Genomic DNA, 19,173 nt, shown 5'->3' on the forward strand with positions numbered 1-19,173 from the left:
AATCCCGACAGTGCGATGGATCGAACCGCACCACGTCGGCTTGGGTGTCATGGTTCGGTGAAAAGGATCCTCGCACGACAGGCTTTCGGACGTCCTGGTCGGCGCGGACCCCGAGGCATCGGTAGAAGGCAAGGGCTCGAGCGAAAGCGCCGACCCATCGACGGGTCGCCTGTCATGTATCGACATCCCCTGACTGCACTGGCGAAATCAACGGACGACTTGGGGCCCTGTCCTGCGGGTTGTCGCCACCTCCTCGGTTGGAGGTCCAGCAGTCGACTCGGTCGGCGGTACCATCGGGCCTCATCTTTCAAAAGATTTGAACTTTCACTAAGTCGAGGCTAGCCTAACTCCTCGGGGCTTCCCTTGCCACGAGAGGACACATTTGTATGAAGACACAACGACGTTCCCTGTCAGTCACCGCGGTGCTGATCGCTGCGATGGCCCTGACCGGCTGCACGAGTTCCACCGCCAAATCGTCCGCAGATGAAGGCGGCAGCACCAATGACGATTGGGAGACCGTCACGATCGAGCATGCTCTGGGCGAAGCTGTAATCACCGAGAAGCCAGAACGGATCGTGTCCCTCGGCCAGGGATCGGCGGAAACCGCGATCGCACTGGGAACAATTCCCGTGGGCATCGAGGAGTACAAGTGGGGCAGCGACGAAAGCGGATATCTGCCGTGGATCCACGAAGCAGTCACCGAGCAGAAAGCTGAACTGCCCGTGCAGTTCACCGGAACGACGGAGCTCGACATCGAGACGATCGTCGGACTCGAGCCCGATCTGATCCTCGCGCCATGGTCTGGCGTCACCCAGGAACAGTTCGACATCCTCACGGACATTGCTCCGACGGTCGCCTACAAGGAGGAGCCCTGGGTCATCACCTGGGAGGAGCAGATCGAGGTCATCGGACAAGCAATGGGCAAGACCGAAGCCGCGCGGGATCTGATCGACGAGATCAACACGCAGCTCGGGTCAGCCGCACGCAAGGAGTACGAGGGAATCACCTTCTCCTACATCTACAACGACGGCCCAGGCACCCTTGGCGTGTTCTTCGAGGACGAACAGCGGGTGGCCATGGTCCGAGCGCTCGGGCTCACGGTCGATCCGGTGATCGATGAATTGCGAGAGTTCGAGGTCGAAGGCACCGACTCGGCGTCATTCGGCCTGGAGAACGCGGACAAACTTTCAGGGTCCGATCTCGTGTTCACGTTCTACTCCGATGAGGCGAACCGAGCAGAGATTGAAGGGCAGCCGCTCTACCAGCAGATCCCAGCAGTCGCGCGCGGGACAGTTGTCGCTCCCACGGACCAGCCATTCGTGACCGGTTCATCGATGATCAATGCTCTGACTGTGCCCTGGACCTTGGAGCGGTTCGTACCGCTGATTGACGAGGCCGTCGCAAAGCTCGATCGGTGATGCGCGGGGCGAGCCCCTCACGCGTGAGGTCGATCGTACTCGCAGTGGTGGGGCTCGCGACCGCCATCGCGTGCAGCCTGTTCTTCGGCGGCAAACTGACCGACCCCGCCGACATCGTCTCTGCCCTTCGTGGATCAGGCGAACCCTATGTCTCGGCCGTTTTGGACGCTCGAATCGACCGGACCGTCATGGGTGTCCTCTGCGGCGCGGCGTTGGCGGTGTCCGGCGTGATCATCCAAGCCATCACACGAAACCCGCTCGGAGATCCAGGACTACTGGGAGTGACGGTGGGATCGTCAGCTGCGATCGTAACCGCTGCATCGATCACGGGTTCAGGCTTTGGCTCCGGTTCGGTGTGGATCGCTTTCGCGGGTGCACTGGTGACGGTAGTTGCCGTCTATGCAGTCGGTGCTCGCTCCGCGTCAGGGAGCATCGTCTCACTCGTCCTGGCGGGCGCCGTGGTGTCGGCTGTGCTGAGCGCCTACGTTCAGGCGATGATCCTCACGAATCCCAGCGTCTTCGACTCCTTCAGGTTTTGGGTCATCGGCTCGCTCAGTGGTCGGGATACCGAGGTCGCGGTCATGGTCGCACCTGCATTGATCATCGGCCTGCTGATAGCGCTGATGCTCTCCCCGTCGCTGAACAACCTCGCTCTCGGCGAGGACGTCGCAACGTCGTTGGGGACGCCGGTCGCGCTTGTTCGAGCTGGCGGCATTATCTCCGCATCGATCCTTGCCGCCGCGGCGACAGCAGCGGTGGGCCCGATTGCATTCGTCGGGCTCGTGGTCCCCCACCTGACCCGCTCAGTCGTCGGCATCGACCACCGATGGCAGATACCGATTGCTGTGGTTCTCGGGGCGGCGCTCCTTGTGGTGGCTGACATCGCTGGACGCATGATCGCCCGACCGGAAGAGATCATGGTCGGCATCGTGACCGCGCTGGTCGGAGCGCCGTTCCTCCTCCTCGCCGTGCGCAAGGGATGGGCGACACGATGAGCCATACCGACACATCTCGGCGATTTGCGCTCTCGGTCGACCGGCGCTTCTGCATCGTCGCGATCCTCTCGATCGGGTCCCTCCTGATCGTCGCTCTTCTCACGCTCACCATCGGAAAACTGGGCATCCCGGTCACCGAACTCCCTCAGGCGCTGGTGGGTCGTGCCGAAGGACAAACAGCTTTCGTGTTGGAACGGCTGCGAGGTCCGCGTTTGGCTACAGCAGTCTTGGCCGGCGCCCTCCTCGGGGTCTCAGGTGCGTTGTTCCAGACGGTCACTCGCAATCCTCTCGGAAGCCCCGACGTCATTGGGCTCGGAGCGGGAGCCGGTGCAGGTGTAGCCCTCATGACCCTCAGCTTCCCCCTCTTCCCAAGCTCGCTCGGCGCCGTACTCGGTGCCGCAATCGCCACTCTCGCTGTGTACGTGTGTACCGGACGAGGATTCCGGTCGCCCGCTCGCACGATCATCGCCGGCATCGCTGTGGCCGCGATGGCCGCAGCGATCATTGAGTACGTCGTGAGTACTCAGCTTCGGGATGCGGCATCCCAGCTGGCCGCTTACCTCGTCGGATCGCTCAATGCCAGCAACGGACAAGACGTCCTCGTGACACTCGGCGCGGTTGTGCTCATACTCCCGGCAGCCATCGCCGTCTCGAGAGACGTGTCTCTCCTGGAGATGGGAGACGATACCGCATCAGGTGTGGGCATCGACCCGAACCGCACACGATCGATCGCCGTGATCCTCTCGGTGCTTGCCGGAGGAGCGGCAGTCGCAGCAGCCGGCCCCATCTCGTTCGTAGCGCTCACCGCCCCACAGATAGCGCGACGCCTACTCAAGACCTCCAACACCAGCGTGTTCTCCTCCGCGCTCACCGGAGCTCTCATCCTCACCGCCGCCGACCTCGCTGCGCAACAGGCACCGCTCGTCGCTGGTCTCCCCGTCGGCGTCCTCACGCTCGGGGTCGGTGGAATCTACCTCGGATACCTGCTCGTGCGCGAACGCTCAAAAGGACGACTATGACGACACCCACCCACCGCTCCACCCCGCTGCCGGAGACCGGACTGCACCTGCAACACGCACACCTGGCCTACGAAAACCAGGTCGTCAGCACCAACCTGAGTTTCTCGGTACCCGAGGGCGAGTTCACGGCGATCATCGGACCAAACGGCTGCGGTAAATCCACACTGCTCAAAGCCCTAGCCCGAACGCTACGCCCAACTACTGGGACAGTATCGCTCGATGGGAAGGACGTCCGCACGCTGCGGCCGAAGGCTATCGCGCGGCGAATCGCCGCGCTCCCGCAACACCCGATTGCCCCCGATTCGCTGCGCGTGCGCGACCTCGTCGCGCGGGGTCGCCACCCCTACCACTCCATACTTCGCCAATGGCTGCCCGGAGATGCTGAGATCGTGGACACTGCGATGAAAGCAACGGGCGTGAAGGACTACGCCGAGAAGCTCATCACGGAGTTGTCTGGCGGTCAACGGCAACGGGTTTGGATCGCGATGGTCCTAGCGCAGCAGACAGACTACGTCCTCCTCGATGAGCCCACCTCGTTCCTCGACCTGGCGCACCAGGTCGAACTCCTCCACCTCTGCCAAGACATGCGCAACGACGGCCGCACCGTCGTAGCCGTTCTCCACGACGTCAACCAGGCAGCCAGATATGCTTCACGGTTGGTCGTCATGCACGACGGTCAGGTCGTCCGCCAAGGAACCCCACACGACGTCCTCAGCACCGCTCTGGTGAGGGAGGTGTTCGGGATCGACGGCATCATCGAACGCGACTCGCAGACCGGGTCGCCGCTTGTCACAGTGCGCCGGCGTCACGTTTCCGCTTGAATTGCTCCCACCCAGCGGGTAGTTTCGCATCGATCATCCAGCCCATGTAGTCGCGCATGTTCCGCAATCGTTCCCAGGACCGGCCACCCTCGCTCACCAACGACATCGCCTCCTCTGCAAGACGAAACTGGTTCTGCAGATACTCCTGCTCGGCAGCCAGAAATCCCGCCCACACATCGTTTCCCATGGTGAAGAAGTGGGCACGAACACCTGGCTTACGGACCCGATGGACGAAACCACGGTCGATCAACTGCCGTGTATACGTTGACACCGATCCACTACTGATTCCGAGCTTCTCGGCCAACTCGGCAGCACTCACTTCACCTGTCTCGTCAAGAAGTAGATACCCCGCGATCAACCCTCGAGACGAGACTCACCTGCCGCTGACCAATGGTCAGCGAATCGTTCAATGGCAGCGCGCTCCCGTTGAGTTTCGATCCGTTCGGTCATCTGTCTCTCTGTCGTAGTTCTCGATGGCTCGCGGACGAGCTCAGGCGTGGCGCTGTGATGCGGAAAGCCGACGGTGCGTTCCAGGGTCTCGGTCCGGTAGACCGGCTGGCGTCATGCAGCACAACGACTCATCCGATCGCGTGGCGTCGACAATGCTGTTCGAAGCCTACCGACCTCGCCACTCTTGCGTTGAAGCGGTCAGCCAAGGCGATCCGAGTCCTCCATGTCAAGAAGCTGACCGTCAACGACGAACGCGACGACCCACCCGTGACGACTCGTCGATCACCACGGTCACCACCTCAACCGAGTCGAGCGTCGAGAACCGAACGACCTCAGGATCCCCCGACACCGCAAATCGCGCAATAGCCCGTTGCACGAATCGCGCCACCGACAGATTCGGCAACGCATACACGGTTCCATCGTGGAGCAACATCCATCCTGCTGCCATCGTGACTCCGTCGCTCTGTACGGATGCTGGAGGAGGCCACCCGCCGTGACCGTACGCCCTTTCGCGCGACGACACCAGCTGAAGTTTGTTCGCGAAGCGGCGACGACCTTTCGACCGCAACCGCACTGCGCAACACGTTCGCCAACCTGGTTGGCCGACGTCGCTCGTGCGCTCTTCGTCCGGTGCAGTCCGCGTGTTTCCACGCGGCTGATGTTGACGACAGCACACTGGGACGCGTGAATTGAAGCGGAGCTGGGAGTTGATCCGTGTGTGAGAGCACGAAGACAACCGCCCAATCCGCCGGCCCCTCTCCGTGGCCATTCGGAGGGGTCGACCGCAGGTTCGGCCCCTCCGTTCTCGTTCGATGCCTTACATCGATGCCGTATTCACACGACGAACCACGTCGCACGGCCGCCGTGAACCGCGCAGCGGGCACCGAGCAATACACCAGAGGGCGTGCAACGGGGCGTTCTGCGCTGGTCAGTGACTGTACCCAGTCGCCCGCTTGCAGTGTCTTCTGACTACCGCTCGCTGATGTCGAGGATGAGACGCGCCACGTACAAGGCGAGGTAGGCGATCTCATCTTGAGTGAGCTTGGTACGGACTCCCATCTCAATCAGATGCGCGATCTTCATCGAGCAGGCGATTGCCTCCGGGTGAGCGTTGGAGATGACTTCGAACAATGTCGGGTGCGGATCAGCAATCTGTTGACCCGCGTTCACGCGCGCGAACACGTAGCGAAGGTGAGTGATGAATCGAGCAGCGTTCATGGAACGCCTGTCGACGGCAATGGAGAAGGTACTTTCGATCACGGCGAAGGATTGCGCAATGATCTCCGTCATCTGCATCGCGGCTCCGACACCTGGCGTGGTGAACTGCGCGTTCACGAGATGCATCGCGAACGCAACGGCTTCATCGGGATCGATCCGTATGTGGAGGATCTGACTGGCAAGCGTCACAGCCTCCTGACCCACCGCGAACTCGGCAGGGTACAGCTGGCTGACCTCCCACAGCAGGGGGAACTGCATCTCCATGCCGCTCTCAGCGCGCTGCATGGCGAAGTGCAGGTGATCGGCCAGCGGGAGGATGAGGGCCTGGGTGACCCGAAGCCCGAGCCGCTCGTTCGCCAGTTCAGCGATCCTGGCTGCGGCGCGCACACACGCGACCCGACGGCCTGTCGTCGCGCCCGAGACGGATGCTGCCCCCCCCCCCCGACGGTTTCCACGTGCGCCCACTTGCGCGTCGTCGAGTTAATAAGGTAATCCTAACCTAAATAGCAGTACTGCTGGAGCTCAGCCCCACCTGTTGGAGCGCGCCGTCGGCACATCGAAATGCTGCTGCCTACCACTGTCTCGAAAGGCCCCTCTTGTCCCGAATATCCCCTCCGAAGGTCCTCGCGGCCGCCCTCGCGGCGGCGGTGATCGCTCTCGGATCGCTGACACCGGCAACCGCAGCGACCCCGCGCACGGATCTCGCCCTCGGCGCCGACGTCACCGTCAGCTCGACCCACCCGCACAACAACTTCGCCCTCGCCGGATCGAACCTCGTCGATGGTTCCAGCAGCACCCGCTGGGCAGCGGCCGATGACGCCACCTTCCCCCTCACGATCGACCTCGGCTTCACTTCAGAGGTCACCTTCACCGAAGTCGTCATCGACGAGTTCGTCGACTCGGGCACGAACGCGCGCGTGGCCGGCTTCGAACTCCAGCGCTGGGTGTCCGCGTCGTCGGCCTGGGAGACATTCTCCGCGTCGTCGGGACTCGGCCGGAAGAAGTCGATCAGCGGCTTCGGCGAGATCACATCGTCGAAGGTCCGCCTTTCCATAGCGGGACTGTTGCCGGGCGAGACGTACACACCGACGCTGACCGGCATCGCGCTCTACGCGACAGCACCCGAAGCCCCTGGGACCGGCGGTGAGGGAACCCCTGCTGCGAGTGATGCGCCGTACATCGCGTTCGAGACCGCTCCGGCCGGGAAGACCGCGATCGATCCTGGCGCGCGCGTCACCCAGATCGATACACCGTCGACGAACGGGTCGAACTCGATCCGTGTCGTCGAATCGGATGGCGACGTCTTCCTCCAGCAGGTGGCGGAGGACTCGGGCGCCGCCACGCAGACGCTCGAGATCAGCTCCAACATCGATGAGGTGACCTCCGGCACCGCGAGCCTCGACTACGGTGCGGCCTCGCCCTATCCCCTGAACATCACCCTCTTCGGCACGAAGGACGGGCAGCCGATCGTCCTCCGCGTCATCACGCCTGGATCGAGTTCGCTCGGGACCGCTGCGTCCACGACGTTCGAGACGCTGGACGCAGCAGCGTTCGAGCAGCGCACCGGCGTCGCGATCACGAGCCTCGAACTCATCAGCCCGTTCAGCACGGGCTACCTGGCCGTGTACTCGACCCCGAGCGGCTACGGCGCGAAGCGCCTCACGTACGCCCTGGCCCCACAGGCCGGACGCGATCCGATCACGCTGCCGTTCAGTCAGGTCGATCGCGAGTTCCGTCTCGACACCTACGGTGACCTGTACTCGAGTCGAGTCGGTGCCGTCGAGAAGGTCTCCATGTACGACCTCTCCGCCGTCGCAACCGTGGAGCTCCCGGGCGTCGGCATCGCCGCATCCTGGTTGCTGAAGCCGTACGCTGTGCTCCTGGTCGCGGATGCAGCCGGCAAGGTCGCGAACGTCAGCCTCAAGGATGGTGTTGCCCTCCGTGGCGTGATCACGCTCCCCACGCAGGCCGCCTCTCTAGCGTTCGTGGAGTACACCTCAGAGATCCAGCTCGCCACAGCAGGTGCAACACAGATCCGGAGGTTCGCGGCCTCCGACAGCAGTGAGCGGACCCCGTTGGATGCAGCCGGTGTGGTGCTCCCCGGGTCGTTGAGCTCCTTCGTCAGCTGGAATCCGGCGACGACCTACCTGGCAGCCATCGAGAAGAACGTCTACTCGTACCGCGCGTCGTACGTCTCCAGCGCCAAGCCGTGGTTCACGCCCTCGCTGTCCGCAGCAAAGCGCGGCGCCGGTATCGACTTCGCCTACTCCGGGGCCGGCACGGGTCTGTCCTCCGGTAACGCCTGGTTCGAGTACAGCCTCGACGGCGGAGCGAGCTGGGCCAAACGCGGCGACGCCTGGTCCGACGCGGTCGCTGATCGTGGCAACGTGACGACCCCGCCCGGCGCACTCGCCGAACCGCAGGACGGCATCGCTCCCTACCTGCGCCAGAACACCGAAGACGTCTGGGCGTCCACCACCCTCGGTGTCTTCTACGGCGACATCGTCCTCCCGGCCGAGCAGTACGACGCCCTCTGGCGCTACCGTCTCGAGAACGTCTACGGATCGGTCGCCAGCGCCGCCACCAAGATCAGGATCGAGAGCGAGCAAGAGGTCGACCCGACCCTCCGAGTGACCACCCAACCCACTGCCGCACGCGTCAGCGTCGGTGAGTCGCTCACCCTCACAGCCGCGGCTGCAGCAGCACTCCCGCTCACCGTGCAGTGGCAGCGCTCCGCCGACGGCACCGACTGGGCTGACATCGACGGGGCGACGGGTGACAGCCTGACGCTCACCGCGTCCGCGGCCGACACCGGCAGCAGCTTCCGGGCCGTGTACACCGCCGGCGATTCGACGATCCAGTCCGAACCGGCGAGCATCGCCGTGATGGTTCCGAACGGGCCGGTCACCTCCGCCGCGCCCGCCGGCGCCGTCATCGCAGCGGACGCACGCTTCACGCTGGACCTGTCCACGTACTCCCAGGAGTGGGTGCGCGACGTCGCAAGCAAGAACGTCTCGCTCGGAACGACCGGCTTCGAGTTCTCCACGGGCTCCGGGTGGACCGATCCCGCGTCCGGTGAGACACAACTGTCCTGGTCGGGCACGGCGATCTACCGCCCCTACGGCGGATACCTCGGCCTGTACATGGCGTACGCGAACCCCCACCTCGCGATCGCAGCGAACGGGCAGGCCACCCTCACGGCGGAGATCGCCTGGAACGATGGCGGCGGCAAGTGGAGTGGCCCCGTCGAGAACAGCTACAAGCGCGTCATCGTCGCGACGTTCGCCGACAGCGAGCTCACGACGGCGACTGACGGGACGCTCTCGTTCGCCGGCACGCCGGAGTGGTCGGGACGCGCCTACTCACAGGGTGCAGGCGAGGTGTACGCGGACAGTTTCCCCGCGTCACTCGTCGACTACTTCGACCCGAGCAACCGTCCGTGGTTCTACGCGACCGGCAGCTTCCGTGACCCGGAGAAGGCCGGCCTGCCGGTGACGGCGACGGCGACGGTCACGACCGAGACGGCCCCGACCGCAGGCTCGCGGGTCGACCCGCTCGACCCCCTCGGCGACGGCAAGAACCCGTTCACCCCGTCCTCACCGACCGTGGTCGCACAACCGCAGTCGGCGACCATCGGCGGCGACGGTACAGCCAACCTCACCGCCACCGCGACCGGGTCACCGGCACCGACGATCCGCTGGCAACAGCTCCTCGGCGCGGTCTGGACCGACATCGACGGCGCGACGACCACGACCTACACCGCGACAGGGCTCGCGGAGGGAGCGCACTCGTTCCGAGCCGTGTTCACCGGAGGCGGCACATCGGTGGAGTCGGAGACCGCCGTCGTCACGGTGAGCGCCGACGCGATCGATCCTCAGCCGTCGGCCGGTCCCGCACTGAGCGTGACCCCAGGTTCTCAGCTCGAGGACGACGCCAAGCTCACGGTGTCGGGGTCCGGCTATGAGCAGCACACCAACCGTCACGGCGCCTACCTCCTGTTCGGGTACGCCACCACGTTCCCGTCGGCCGGCGGCAAGCTCGGCGTCGACTACGACTACGCAGCAGGCATGGACAACCAGCGGTTCATCGCCTGGCCCGGCTCAGCGACAGCAGGAGCCTCGCAGGCACTCTTCACCGACAGCGGGTTCACCGTCGACGACTTCGCGGCGACGTCCACCTTCATCGGAGCCTCAGGCGCGGCCGTGGACTGCCGAGCCACCGGGATCACCTGCGGCGTGTTCACGATCGGCGCCCATGGCTCGACCGACGCGGCGCTCGAGACGTTCACCCCGGTAACGTTCACGACCGTTGCACCCGAACCTGGCACGAACCCAGGCACCGAACCGGGTACGAACCCAGGCACCGAACCGGGTACGAACCCAGGCACGGAACCAGGCACCGAACCGGCACCGCTGAAGATCGAGCCGTCTGGCTCAGACCTGACGCTCGAGAACGAGGGTCGCATCACGGTTCCGGTGAGTGCGATCGCAGGATCGACTATCGCCGTGTCCGTCGGCAGCGACCGAGCCGCGGACCGAGTGGCCGCGTACCTCTTCTCCGAGCCGAGTTCGCTCGGTACGCACAAGGTGTCTGAAAGCGGGACCTTCGAGGTCCGCCTCCCCGCTGACGTCACCGGCGTGCACCGCCTCGCGGTCTACGACGAAGACGGCATCATCGGCTGGGCATCCATCTCCATCGCCGCTCTGGCCGGCAATGGAGACAAAGCAAAGGACACGATGGCCGTCACGGGAACCGAGTTCCCGTCGGCTGCGATCCTCAGCGCCTTCGTGCTGATACTGCTCGGAGGGGTTCTGATCAAACGGCGTCGCAAGGTGACCGCGTGATCTCCTCCGCATAAAGGATCCGAAGGGGTCCAGAGCCGATCGGCTCTGGACCCCTTTGCATGTATCTACTCGTCCGCGTGCGGCAATAGTCAAGGCCATCGCCGCGACACAAAAGCGACGAGGTCGCGGCCATTCGGGAGCCACACGCAACTCACATCGGGCCCTGCTTCGACGAGAACGAAACGCCTGTCAGGCCTCGGAGTTGACGCAAGGTGATCACATCCGCCATCGTCAATGCTCCTCGCTGTCTGCGTTCGATAAGGCGCTCGGCCGCTGCAGCTGCGAGCCTGCCGGTGGCAACCGACTGACCCTGCCCCGAGAGAGACATCACCTCACCGGTTCTCCGATTGCCCACGCTGACACCCCAGGAGTCACCGCCGATGTGCGGCGCACGAGCGAGCAGTGGCGAGAGTGCAGGCAGGGCTCCGATGACCCCGAGTGCGGCGGTGGCCGCACGGGTGTCGATCGCCAACCAGGAACGCACCGCGATGTTCACGCGCCGCCCTGCAAGCAGATCGTCCGGGAAGTCCGCCCGCAGATGAGTTCGCTTGCCACCAGTCGGAGTAGACAGGCGTCGCCAGGACCGCAGGTTGACAACAGAGTGGGGTTCTGGAGGGGCGTGCAGTGTCGCTCCGGCAAGGCGCGCTGTCCAGGCGACGGCAGCGGCCCCGTGCGACTCGCCTCCTCCGAGCAAAATAGCTACATCGACATCGTCCCCCGGGACCGTTTGCAGTGCGTGAACGAGCACCGTGCTGGCACCAGGTGCTATGCCGGCTCCGAGCAGGACTGCTCCGTCAGCCGTAACGCTTGCAGCGAGTGCGCGCAGGTGGGACGCTGTCGCCGATACGTCCACGAGTGCAGTCGTTCCCACCGCAAGCTGTACAGCGCCCGATTCCAGCCCGCTCGCATCGATCACGACATCGACCCCCCGAGCCGCCTCAGCGAGAGCCTCTCGCCCCATGGTTGTGGATGCATCGATCGGCAGGTCATTCTCTGTCGCGCTGCGGCCCGCGCTGCGCACAGCATGCCCTCTCGCTCGGAGTTCGTTCACAGCAGCGGAACCTACTGCTCCGCGGCCACCCAGGACGAGCGCCTTCACTGCTCCTCCGCCGCGTGTGCAACGGAACTGCTCGTCTGATGAGTCGGCGCAGAGCAGCTGAGGTTCGCGTCTCGTGACGGCGCGTGTATCGCAGGAGCTGGACAGGACGTTGCTATGAGCGACATCGGCACCCCCCGCAGCCGTTGGGCCGCCCGTGCGAGCAGGGGTACCGCCCAGAAGACAGCGAGTGGCACGACGATGGTGACGACAACTGCGGTACGGAGCTGATGCGGCCAGTCCTCGGACATGGGGGCGAGAAGCGTGGACACCACCAGCGATAAGGGCAGTATTCCAAGCCAAGTCACGAGGGCTTGCAGCGGACGTGGAAGAGGACGCATGAAAACTCCAAACATTCGGTTGGATTTCAAGATAGCAGACTGCAACCATATAGTTGGAGATCGGAAAACACTCGCCACCGCGTCCCATCCCACCAACACCAACACCGGCACCGGCACCGGCACCGGCACCGGTGCAGTTTCCGCCAGCGCACTCATTCGCCAGCTCACCGAGGGTGCTGCCACGATGAAGGAACTGATCTTTCACCGCTTAAGCGACAAGCGGATCCGGTCTGCGGCAGCGGTGGCGACCGAGGTCAAGGGGCCTCTGGGAGTGATCGAGGTCGACGCGCGATCGCATTCGCGGCCACCCTCGACCGTCCGACTTCTCAATAGATTCGGTCTCCCTGAGAGCTTGGTCCTCGACCAGGGACCAACGGACGACGCCTGGCCGGGTACCGGAATGGTAGTTGTCGCGTGGTTTCACTTGTCCGGCGTTGACGGCTTCGCGGCCAAACGGCTGAATGGAATCTGTTCGGTCGTCGCAGGCGTCCAAGCGTGATGATGACCGATTGCCTCCTAGCCCCCACACCCGACTCGCCACGAGGCTTCAGCTCCCAGAGACCTAGGACGATCAGCCGGACCTCCATGCGCGCGCCAGCCCGGTCTTTGGTTGACCTTGGGGTCCGAACGCCCGAATCCCTCGAGGAACATCCTCTGGTCTCGCAGCCAGCCTCTGCGCTCGCACACATCTTCAAGGACACCAATGAACACCGAACCCCCGGCATCGCTGCGCGAGATTCAAAAGAAGCGCCACGCCCTGCAACAGGCCGTCGTTCAGGACTTCCTTGACGACCTCCCAGAACCAGTGCATCTTGCTGACATCGCAAAGCGGCTCTACCTCAGCTACTCCCTGGTGAAGTACTACCTGACAACGGGGCAACTCGTTGGGGTGTTGCGAAACGGGAGGTGGCACATCGACGCGTATGCCAGCCGAGAGTGGATCGGTAGATTTCTCGCGTCGCGAGCGAGCCGCCGTCTTCGTCTCCATCGACCGAATGAAGTTCGGGACGCGATCTCTGTTTTGGTGACCGCGCCAGACGCACTCGAGCGGCTGCGTCAGTTGCAATCGGTCGATCTGACCGCAGATACCGTCGTGGAGCATGCACTTCGGGTTCTTCCAATGAGCGACTCAGTGCTCGTTCTGCACGCGATCGACGAATTGACCGAGGTGACATGACGAAGATTTCTCGAAATGCTCGGACGCTCCGAGAAAGTATCTCTGCCGGTGTCAGTATCAGGCGCGAGCGAGGAACACGCCGTTTCGAAACGCCGCCAAAACGAGATCCTTTCGTACTGGGGTCGCTGGTCGTAGGGTCTTATTCTTCGACTGCGTCATTGGCCAGGTCCTTGCCCTCATCACGCAGTCCCTCTGTTTGGGCCGTGGACACAGTGGGTGGGTGGGTCCGGGGATCGCGATTGCACTCGTTCTCTGCCAGTCCGGCATCTTGGCGATCGGCTCCAGCCTTGCGCGTTCCCGCGCGTCGCACGAGGGTACCGTAAGCGACTCTTCCTAAGAGTGCATCGCGCTGAGACCCCACTCCAGACCTGTTGCGAGAAGCAACGGCGGACCGCCCGTGTCAATGGCACCAAACACACTCAGACCGACGACGCAATTCGAGGACGCACCGCTGGGCAGCGTTACCGTTCAACGCTGAGGATCGGCATCTTCGCCTGAGTGCTTGATGGTAGGAGGCGAGCAAGAGAGTGGTCTGAGGTCTGGAGCCCTGGCGACCGCCCAGCCCACTGGAACCAAGTCAGGAGGGGAGGTCCGCCGAAGGTTCCCGGGTGCGACAAGGGACTGTGCCGGTCGCCGCCGGTCCCCCGCCTTCAGATTGGACTGCCCCCATGCCTGTAGAGAAGCTCATGCTCACTGCCGAGGAAGCTGCTGAATCGCTCGGGGTCGGCCGTTCCACGGTCTACGATCTCATTCGACTCGGTCAGCTCTCCAGCGTGAAGATCGGACGCGCACGTCGCATTCCGGTCGCAGCCTTGCATCGCTTCGCCCGAACGTTATCCGGTGAAGACGCGTAGTGGGCCAACGCGCCAACGGCGAAGGTTCGATCTACAGGCGCAAGGACGACCAATGGACTGGCGCAGCATACGTGCTGGCCGCGAACGGAGCACGAAAACGTCGAACCGTCTACGGACACACCAAGGCACAGGTCGCAGCCAAGCTCCGGGACCTCATCTCACAGACCGACGCAGGCGTCCCGACCGCCGTCTCGGGCTGGACCGTGAAGACCTACTCCGAGCACTGGCTGACGCACATCGCACCGAATGCGCTCCGCCCGACGACCAGAACCAACTACGAGTGGGTTCTGCAGAAACACGTGATTCCATCACTCGGCGCAAAGAAGCTCGAACAACTGACACCACAACACGTCCGAGAAATGCACAGCAGCATCGCACGCACTGGCGTCTCGGCCCACACCGTTCGGCTTGCTCACGCTGTGCTCCGAAGCATCCTCGCCGAAGCAGCACGCGAGCAGCACGTCGGACGCAACGTCGCATCACTCGTCCGCGCGCCCAAGATCGAGCACCAGGAAGTCGAGCCGTGGACCGCAGAGGAGGCCTACAGCTTCCTGGATTCGAGCCGTGACTCGCAGTTCGCCGAGCTCTACGTGCTCGCGCTGACGCTCGGACTTCGCCGGGGAGAATTGCTCGGCCTGCGCTGGGCTGATATCAACGCAGAGCGAACACAGCTCCGCGTGCGGCAGACCGCTCATCGCGCCGGAACCGGGCAGGGGATCTCGATCGGCCCGACGAAGACCGCGCGATCGCGTCGGACGCTGCCGCTACCCGCCAGGGCCATCGCTGCGCTCAGAACACGAGCAGCCCACCAACTGTCCGATCAACGCGCCGCCGGCGAAGCCTGGGTCGACTCAGGGCTCGTCTTCACCACGCGGACAGGCACACCGATCGAACCGAGCAACCTCCGGCGCAGCTTCGACAAAGAGATCACCGCTGCAGACGTGCGCCGGATCCGTTTCCACGACATGCGCCACACTTGCGCATCGCTCCTTCTGGCCCAGGGCGTGCAGATGCGCACGGTCATGGAGATCCTCGGGCACGCCAATATGGCTATCACCTCCGACATCTACTCCCACGTCGCGCCGACGACGCTTCGGAACGCCTCAGACGCGATGAACGCCGCTCTCGACTTCCCCACAGCAGGCCCAGCATGAGCGTGCACGTTCATCCTTGTTCGCCGTCGTCCGCGGGGTCGTTGCTACATGCGTTGCTACACGCGTTGCTACATTTCGTGCCTATCCGGCAGCTGTCGCGCAGTTCGGCCGGTCGGACGGGCCTTTGAGCGGGCAAGAAAAATGCCGCTGACCTGGGTTTTCCAGGGCAACGGCCGGGTGATGCTGGTGGAGCCGCCCAAGGGAATCGAACCCTTGACCTTCTCATTACGAGTGAGATGCTCTGCCGACTGAGCTAGGGCGGCGCGTGCGCTGGTCGCCCGGCGCACGAGTATCCATGTTAGCGCAGCTTTTGGACCGTCGTGTACAGCTCGGCGAAAGAACGACGGATCCGCTCGGCGAGCGACCCGGGGGTCGGCGCATCGGCCCAGCAACGCCACGCGTGGCGCAGGCCGGCGAAGCCCACCATCGTCACCATCCAGCAGCGGTCGAACAGCGCCTCGGCGTCCTCCGCGAGCGTCGGGTCGTCGTTCAGCACCCGCCGCTCGACGACCTTGTAGAGGCCCTCCTCGAAGCCGCGCATACTCGCGATCCGCGCGCCCAGCAGGTGCGGGTGGTCGCGCAGCACGTCCTTGCGGAGATGGTGGATCTCGACGTCCTCGTCGGCGTCACCGACGGTCCGGGCCAGGAGCTCCCCCAGATCGGTGAGTACGTCGGTGGCGGGCCCGGCGGTGAGGAAGGCGTGCAGGGCGTCGCCGTCGGGGATCAGCGGGATGTCGCCGATCAGCGCCTCCTCCTTCGTTCCGAAGTAGTTGAAGAAGGTCCGCGGCGAGACTTCCGCCCGACGGCTCACCTCCTCGACCGTCACGTTCTCGAGCCCCTGCTCACTCGCGAGCGTCAGCACCGCATGCTGGATCGCCCGACGCGTCGCGAGCCGCTTCCGCTCGCGGAGCCCGAGTTCAGCCGGCGCCGTCATGGTCATCAGGTTCCCACCGTCAACTGCACATCGGGTCCTTCGACGGCACCGTGCCGTCGATAAGGTACTGGTCGACCGCCTGGTTCACGCAGTCGCTGCCCTTGTTGTAGCCCGTGTGGCCCTCACCCTTGTAGGTGATCAGCTGACCCTTGTCGAGCTGCTCCGCGAGGTTCTGCGCCCAGACGTACGGCGTGGCCGGGTCGTTCGTCGTTCCGACGACGAGGATCGGCGCTGCGCCCTTCGCGTGGATCTCCCCACGCTCGGTCCGCGTCTGATACGGCCAGTTGGCGCAGAACGTGTCGCCGTAGGCCATGTACTCGCCGATCACGGGAGCCGCCTCCTCCAGCTGCTTCGCCTCGTCGGCCATCTTCGTCTTGTCGTCGTCGTAGCTGTAGTCGAGGCAGTTGATCGCGTTGAAGGCCTCGGTCTGGTTGTCGGCGTACTTGCCGGACTCGTTGCGACCGTTGTAGCCGTCGGCGAACTGGAACGCGATGTCGGTCCCGCCCTGCATGACCTCGGCGAACATCTTGCTGAGGTACGGCCACGCATCGGCCTGGTACAGCGGGTAGATGATCGCCGTGAGCAGCGTGTTGCCGCCCAGCTCACGTCCGTCGTCGCCGGGGATCGGGTTCGCGTCGACCTCGTCGAGGAGCGTCTTGATCTCGGTCATCGCACTGTCGACGGAGCCCTTGAACGGGCAGTCCTTGCCCGTCATGCAGTCCTCGAGGTAGGCACGCAGAGCACTTTCGAAGCCCTTGGCCTGCTCCTTGACGACCTCGAAGTTCGACGTCGACGGGTCGATCGCACCGTCGAGCACGAGTCGGCCGACGTTCTTCGGGAAGAGCTCCGCGTACGTCGCTCCGAGGAACGTGCCGTACGAGTAGCCGAGGTAGTAGAGCTGCTTGTCGCCGACGGCGGCGCGCAGCATGTCGAGGTCCTTCGCGGCGCTCTGCGTGTCGACGAACTCGAGCATCTTGCCCGTCTCCTCCGCACACGCGTCGCCGAAGTCCTTCGCGGCCTTCTCGTTCGCGGCGATCCACTCGTCGGAGCCGCGCTTCCCCGGCGTCACGTCGTACAGGTACGCGTCCATCTCCGAGTCGGTCAGGCAGGTCACCGGCGTCGACTTACCCACACCGCGGGGGTCGAAACCGACGACGTCGAAGTTCTCCTGGAGGTCCTTGTCGACCGCGAAATCGAGGCTGTCGGCGACGAGGCTGTAACCGGAACCACCCGGGCCGCCCGGGTTCATGAAGAGCGAGCCGATCGGCTTGCCGTTCGTCGCCTGGTGACGCACGAGCGCCAGGGAGAGTTCGCCGTCCGAGGGGTTGTCCCAGTCGATGGGCGCCTTCGCCGTGGCGCACTCGAAGCCGTCGGCACAGCCGCTGGTCTTCCAGTCGAGTTTCTGCTCGTAGAAGGGCTTCAGCTCGGCGTCGACGTCGCTCGTCGCCGGCGAGGAGGACGACGTCGTCGGCTCGGCGGCCTTCGGCGGCAGGAAGGCCGTCACGCACCCGCTCAGGGTGAGCGCCGCGACCGCGAGACCGGCCACCAGGGCGACCCGCGCCGTACGGCGCGCACCGGGGCCCCTGCGACGGGGTGCACCGGTCGATCCCGTCGAGTCGGACGGCTGCTGCCTGGGCGAAGTCACAGAGGCTCCCTACCGGACCGCCGACACGAGCATGGCCTCCAAGGCCAGCGCCGGGGCGACGTTCCCTTCGATTCGTGTGCGGGCGACGGAGATCGCCTCCAAGGTTTCGATCGTAACCGCAGGCGTCGTCCGGCGAGCGGCTTCCTCGAGTTCCGGACGCAATTCACGGTTGATGATCGTGGCGTCGTGCCCCAGTTGCAGGAGCACGATGTCGCGATAAAGCGAGAGCAGGTCGACCATGATCCGGTCGAGGCCGTCGCGCAGGCTGCGGGTGGCGCGCCGCTTCTGATCCTCCTCCATCGCCCGGACCTGCGAGCGGAGGGCCGGCGGCACCGACTGACCGGGCTCGACGCCGAGTGAGCGCAGCGTGCTCTCCCGCTCGGCCTCGTCGCGGAGCGAGGTGTACGCCTTCGCGTCGTCGCCCGCCAGCTCCAGGAGGCGACCAGCGGTGACGACAGCCTGACCCGCACTCCGGATGTCGAGCACGGCACGGAGCGTGGACTCGCGGCGCTGCCGTGCGCCGGGGTCGGTCGCGAGGCGGTGGGCCATGCCGACGTGGCTCTGCGCCTCACGGGCGGCGCGTTCGGCGAGTTCGGGCGCCACGCCGTCACGCCGTTCCAGCAGCTCGGCGACGTCGTCGATGGTGGGGACGCCGAGACGGACCGAGCGGACGCGCGACCGGATGGTGGGCAACAGGTCGGCCTCGCTCGGTGCGCACAGCACCCAGATCGTGCTGCTCGGCGGCTCTTCGAGCGACTTCAAGAGCAGGTTGGAGGTGCGCTCGGTCATGCGGTCGGCGTCCTCGACGACCATGACGCGGAAGCGACCGACGGACGGTGCGCGGTAGGCGTTCCGGACGAGGTCGCGGACCTCGTCGATCGTGATGATGACGCGATCGGTGCTCAGCGCGGAGAGGTCGGGGTGGGTGCGGGCCTCCACCTGACGACGGGTGACGTCGTCTCCCCCGGGCTCGCGGCTGAGGAGCGCGGCGGCGAACGCGTAGGCGAGGGTCGACCGACCCGAACCGGGCGGCCCGGTGATGAGCCAGGCGTGGGTGAGGCCCTTGGGCGTGACCGGGTCCGACGCCGACTGGAGGAGCTCGATCGCGTCGCGTTGACCCGTCAAGTCGGTCCAGGAAGCCATGCGTCTACGATACCGGGCGGTACCGACGTGAGCCGGCGGGGTGCCCTTCGACAGGCTCAGGGAC

At 64.8% G+C, this 19,173-nt stretch carries 15 protein-coding genes and 1 tRNA gene; 9 read left to right on the top strand and 7 right to left on the bottom strand.

The genetic code is table 11. From position 1 onward, the window contains the following. Positions 1-386: 386 nt before the first annotated feature. Genes FGL15_RS03650 through FGL15_RS03665 form a run of 4 tightly spaced genes read left to right on the top strand, consistent with a single transcriptional unit; the run spans position 387 to position 4,253 of the window. Entirely contained in the window at positions 387-1,418 is a 1,032-nt protein-coding gene (locus FGL15_RS03650; protein ID WP_079003092.1) for an iron-siderophore ABC transporter substrate-binding protein, read from the top strand. A 47-nt stretch (positions 1,419-1,465) separates the two neighbouring features. Further along, a complete protein-coding gene (locus tag FGL15_RS03655) occupies positions 1,466-2,413 on the top strand; it encodes an iron ABC transporter permease (RefSeq protein WP_205858682.1) in 948 nt (315 codons plus the stop codon). Continuing rightward, the gene (locus FGL15_RS03660) at positions 2,410-3,432 is read left to right on the top strand and encodes an iron chelate uptake ABC transporter family permease subunit (RefSeq protein WP_168223304.1); all 1,023 of its coding nucleotides are present in this window, start codon (positions 2,410-2,412) and stop codon (positions 3,430-3,432) included. Before FGL15_RS03655 ends, FGL15_RS03660 begins: the two co-directional genes overlap by 4 nt. After that, on the top strand, positions 3,429-4,253 hold the full coding sequence (locus FGL15_RS03665) for an ABC transporter ATP-binding protein (RefSeq protein ID WP_138945000.1): 825 nt from the start codon (positions 3,429-3,431) through the stop codon (positions 4,251-4,253). The genes FGL15_RS03660 and FGL15_RS03665 overlap by 4 nt, the downstream gene beginning before the upstream one ends. Here FGL15_RS03665 and FGL15_RS03670 read toward each other — a convergent pair. Continuing rightward, complete coding sequence (locus FGL15_RS03670) at positions 4,222-4,572, bottom strand: MarR family transcriptional regulator (RefSeq protein WP_205858683.1); 351 nt, start codon at positions 4,570-4,572, stop codon at positions 4,222-4,224. The genes FGL15_RS03665 and FGL15_RS03670 overlap by 32 nt on opposite strands. A 1,100-nt stretch (positions 4,573-5,672) precedes the next feature. After that, positions 5,673-6,308, bottom strand: a complete 636-nt coding sequence (locus tag FGL15_RS03675) for a PRD domain-containing protein (RefSeq protein ID WP_168223305.1) — start codon at positions 6,306-6,308, stop codon at positions 5,673-5,675. Between the two features lie 209 nt (positions 6,309-6,517). On the opposite strand from FGL15_RS03675, the gene FGL15_RS03680 reads away from it, so the two are divergent. Next, positions 6,518-10,765 (top strand): hypothetical protein, encoded by a 4,248-nt coding sequence (locus tag FGL15_RS03680; RefSeq protein ID WP_138945002.1) that lies wholly within the window; start codon positions 6,518-6,520, stop codon positions 10,763-10,765. A 151-nt stretch (positions 10,766-10,916) separates the two neighbouring features. Here the strand turns inward: FGL15_RS03680 and FGL15_RS03685 are convergent, their stop codons facing one another. Beyond that, entirely contained in the window at positions 10,917-11,261 is a 345-nt protein-coding gene (locus tag FGL15_RS03685) for a hypothetical protein (protein ID WP_138945003.1), read from the bottom strand. Positions 11,262-12,200: 939 nt separating this feature from the next. Here FGL15_RS03685 and FGL15_RS03690 point away from each other — a divergent pair. From FGL15_RS03690 to xerC, 4 genes are all read left to right on the top strand, one after another. Then, the gene (locus FGL15_RS03690) at positions 12,201-12,701 is read left to right on the top strand and encodes a hypothetical protein (protein WP_138945004.1); all 501 of its coding nucleotides are present in this window, start codon (positions 12,201-12,203) and stop codon (positions 12,699-12,701) included. 204 nt (positions 12,702-12,905) lie between these two features. Further along, positions 12,906-13,379 carry a hypothetical protein gene (locus FGL15_RS03695; protein ID WP_138945005.1) on the top strand — a complete coding sequence of 158 codons (474 nt, stop codon included), beginning with the start codon at positions 12,906-12,908 and terminating at the stop codon, positions 13,377-13,379. A 668-nt stretch (positions 13,380-14,047) separates the two neighbouring features. Beyond that, a complete protein-coding gene (locus FGL15_RS03700) occupies positions 14,048-14,233 on the top strand; it encodes a helix-turn-helix domain-containing protein (protein ID WP_079003108.1) in 186 nt (61 codons plus the stop codon). Then, the gene (xerC, locus tag FGL15_RS03705) at positions 14,233-15,387 is read left to right on the top strand and encodes a tyrosine recombinase XerC (RefSeq protein WP_138945006.1); all 1,155 of its coding nucleotides are present in this window, start codon (positions 14,233-14,235) and stop codon (positions 15,385-15,387) included. Before FGL15_RS03700 ends, xerC begins: the two co-directional genes overlap by 1 nt. A 187-nt stretch (positions 15,388-15,574) precedes the next feature. Here the strand turns inward: xerC and FGL15_RS03710 are convergent. The 4 genes from FGL15_RS03710 to FGL15_RS03725 form a co-directional block, all read right to left on the bottom strand. Continuing rightward, positions 15,575-15,650: transfer RNA gene (locus FGL15_RS03710), tRNA-Thr, on the bottom strand. Between the two features lie 35 nt (positions 15,651-15,685). Further along, entirely contained in the window at positions 15,686-16,321 is a 636-nt protein-coding gene (locus FGL15_RS03715) for a TetR/AcrR family transcriptional regulator (RefSeq protein WP_175117477.1), read from the bottom strand. Between the two features lie 19 nt (positions 16,322-16,340). Next, positions 16,341-17,966: an alpha/beta hydrolase gene (locus FGL15_RS03720; protein ID WP_138945007.1), complete on the bottom strand. Its 1,626-nt coding sequence runs from the start codon at positions 17,964-17,966 to the stop codon at positions 16,341-16,343. Positions 17,967-17,975: 9 nt separating this feature from the next. Further along, positions 17,976-19,109, bottom strand: a complete 1,134-nt coding sequence (locus FGL15_RS03725) for a DNA polymerase III subunit delta' (protein WP_137243700.1) — start codon at positions 19,107-19,109, stop codon at positions 17,976-17,978. Between the last annotated feature and the right edge of the window lie 64 nt (positions 19,110-19,173).

Source organism: Plantibacter sp. M259, assembly GCF_006065115.1.
Taxonomy (GTDB): domain Bacteria; phylum Actinomycetota; class Actinomycetes; order Actinomycetales; family Microbacteriaceae; genus Plantibacter; species Plantibacter auratus.

Coding starts and splice junctions, on each gene's coding strand:
- FGL15_RS03690 (WP_138945004.1), top strand. CDS start 12,201: ATGAAAACTCCAAACATTCGGTTGGATTTCAAGATAGCAGACTGCAAC.
- FGL15_RS03725 (WP_137243700.1), bottom strand. CDS start 19,109: ATGGCTTCCTGGACCGACTTGACGGGTCAACGCGACGCGATCGAGCTC.
- FGL15_RS03660 (WP_168223304.1), top strand. CDS start 2,410: ATGAGCCATACCGACACATCTCGGCGATTTGCGCTCTCGGTCGACCGG.
- FGL15_RS03650 (WP_079003092.1), top strand. CDS start 387: ATGAAGACACAACGACGTTCCCTGTCAGTCACCGCGGTGCTGATCGCT.
- FGL15_RS03665 (WP_138945000.1), top strand. CDS start 3,429: ATGACGACACCCACCCACCGCTCCACCCCGCTGCCGGAGACCGGACTG.
- FGL15_RS03700 (WP_079003108.1), top strand. CDS start 14,048: ATGCCTGTAGAGAAGCTCATGCTCACTGCCGAGGAAGCTGCTGAATCG.
- FGL15_RS03695 (WP_138945005.1), top strand. CDS start 12,906: ATGAACACCGAACCCCCGGCATCGCTGCGCGAGATTCAAAAGAAGCGC.
- FGL15_RS03715 (WP_175117477.1), bottom strand. CDS start 16,321: ATGACGGCGCCGGCTGAACTCGGGCTCCGCGAGCGGAAGCGGCTCGCG.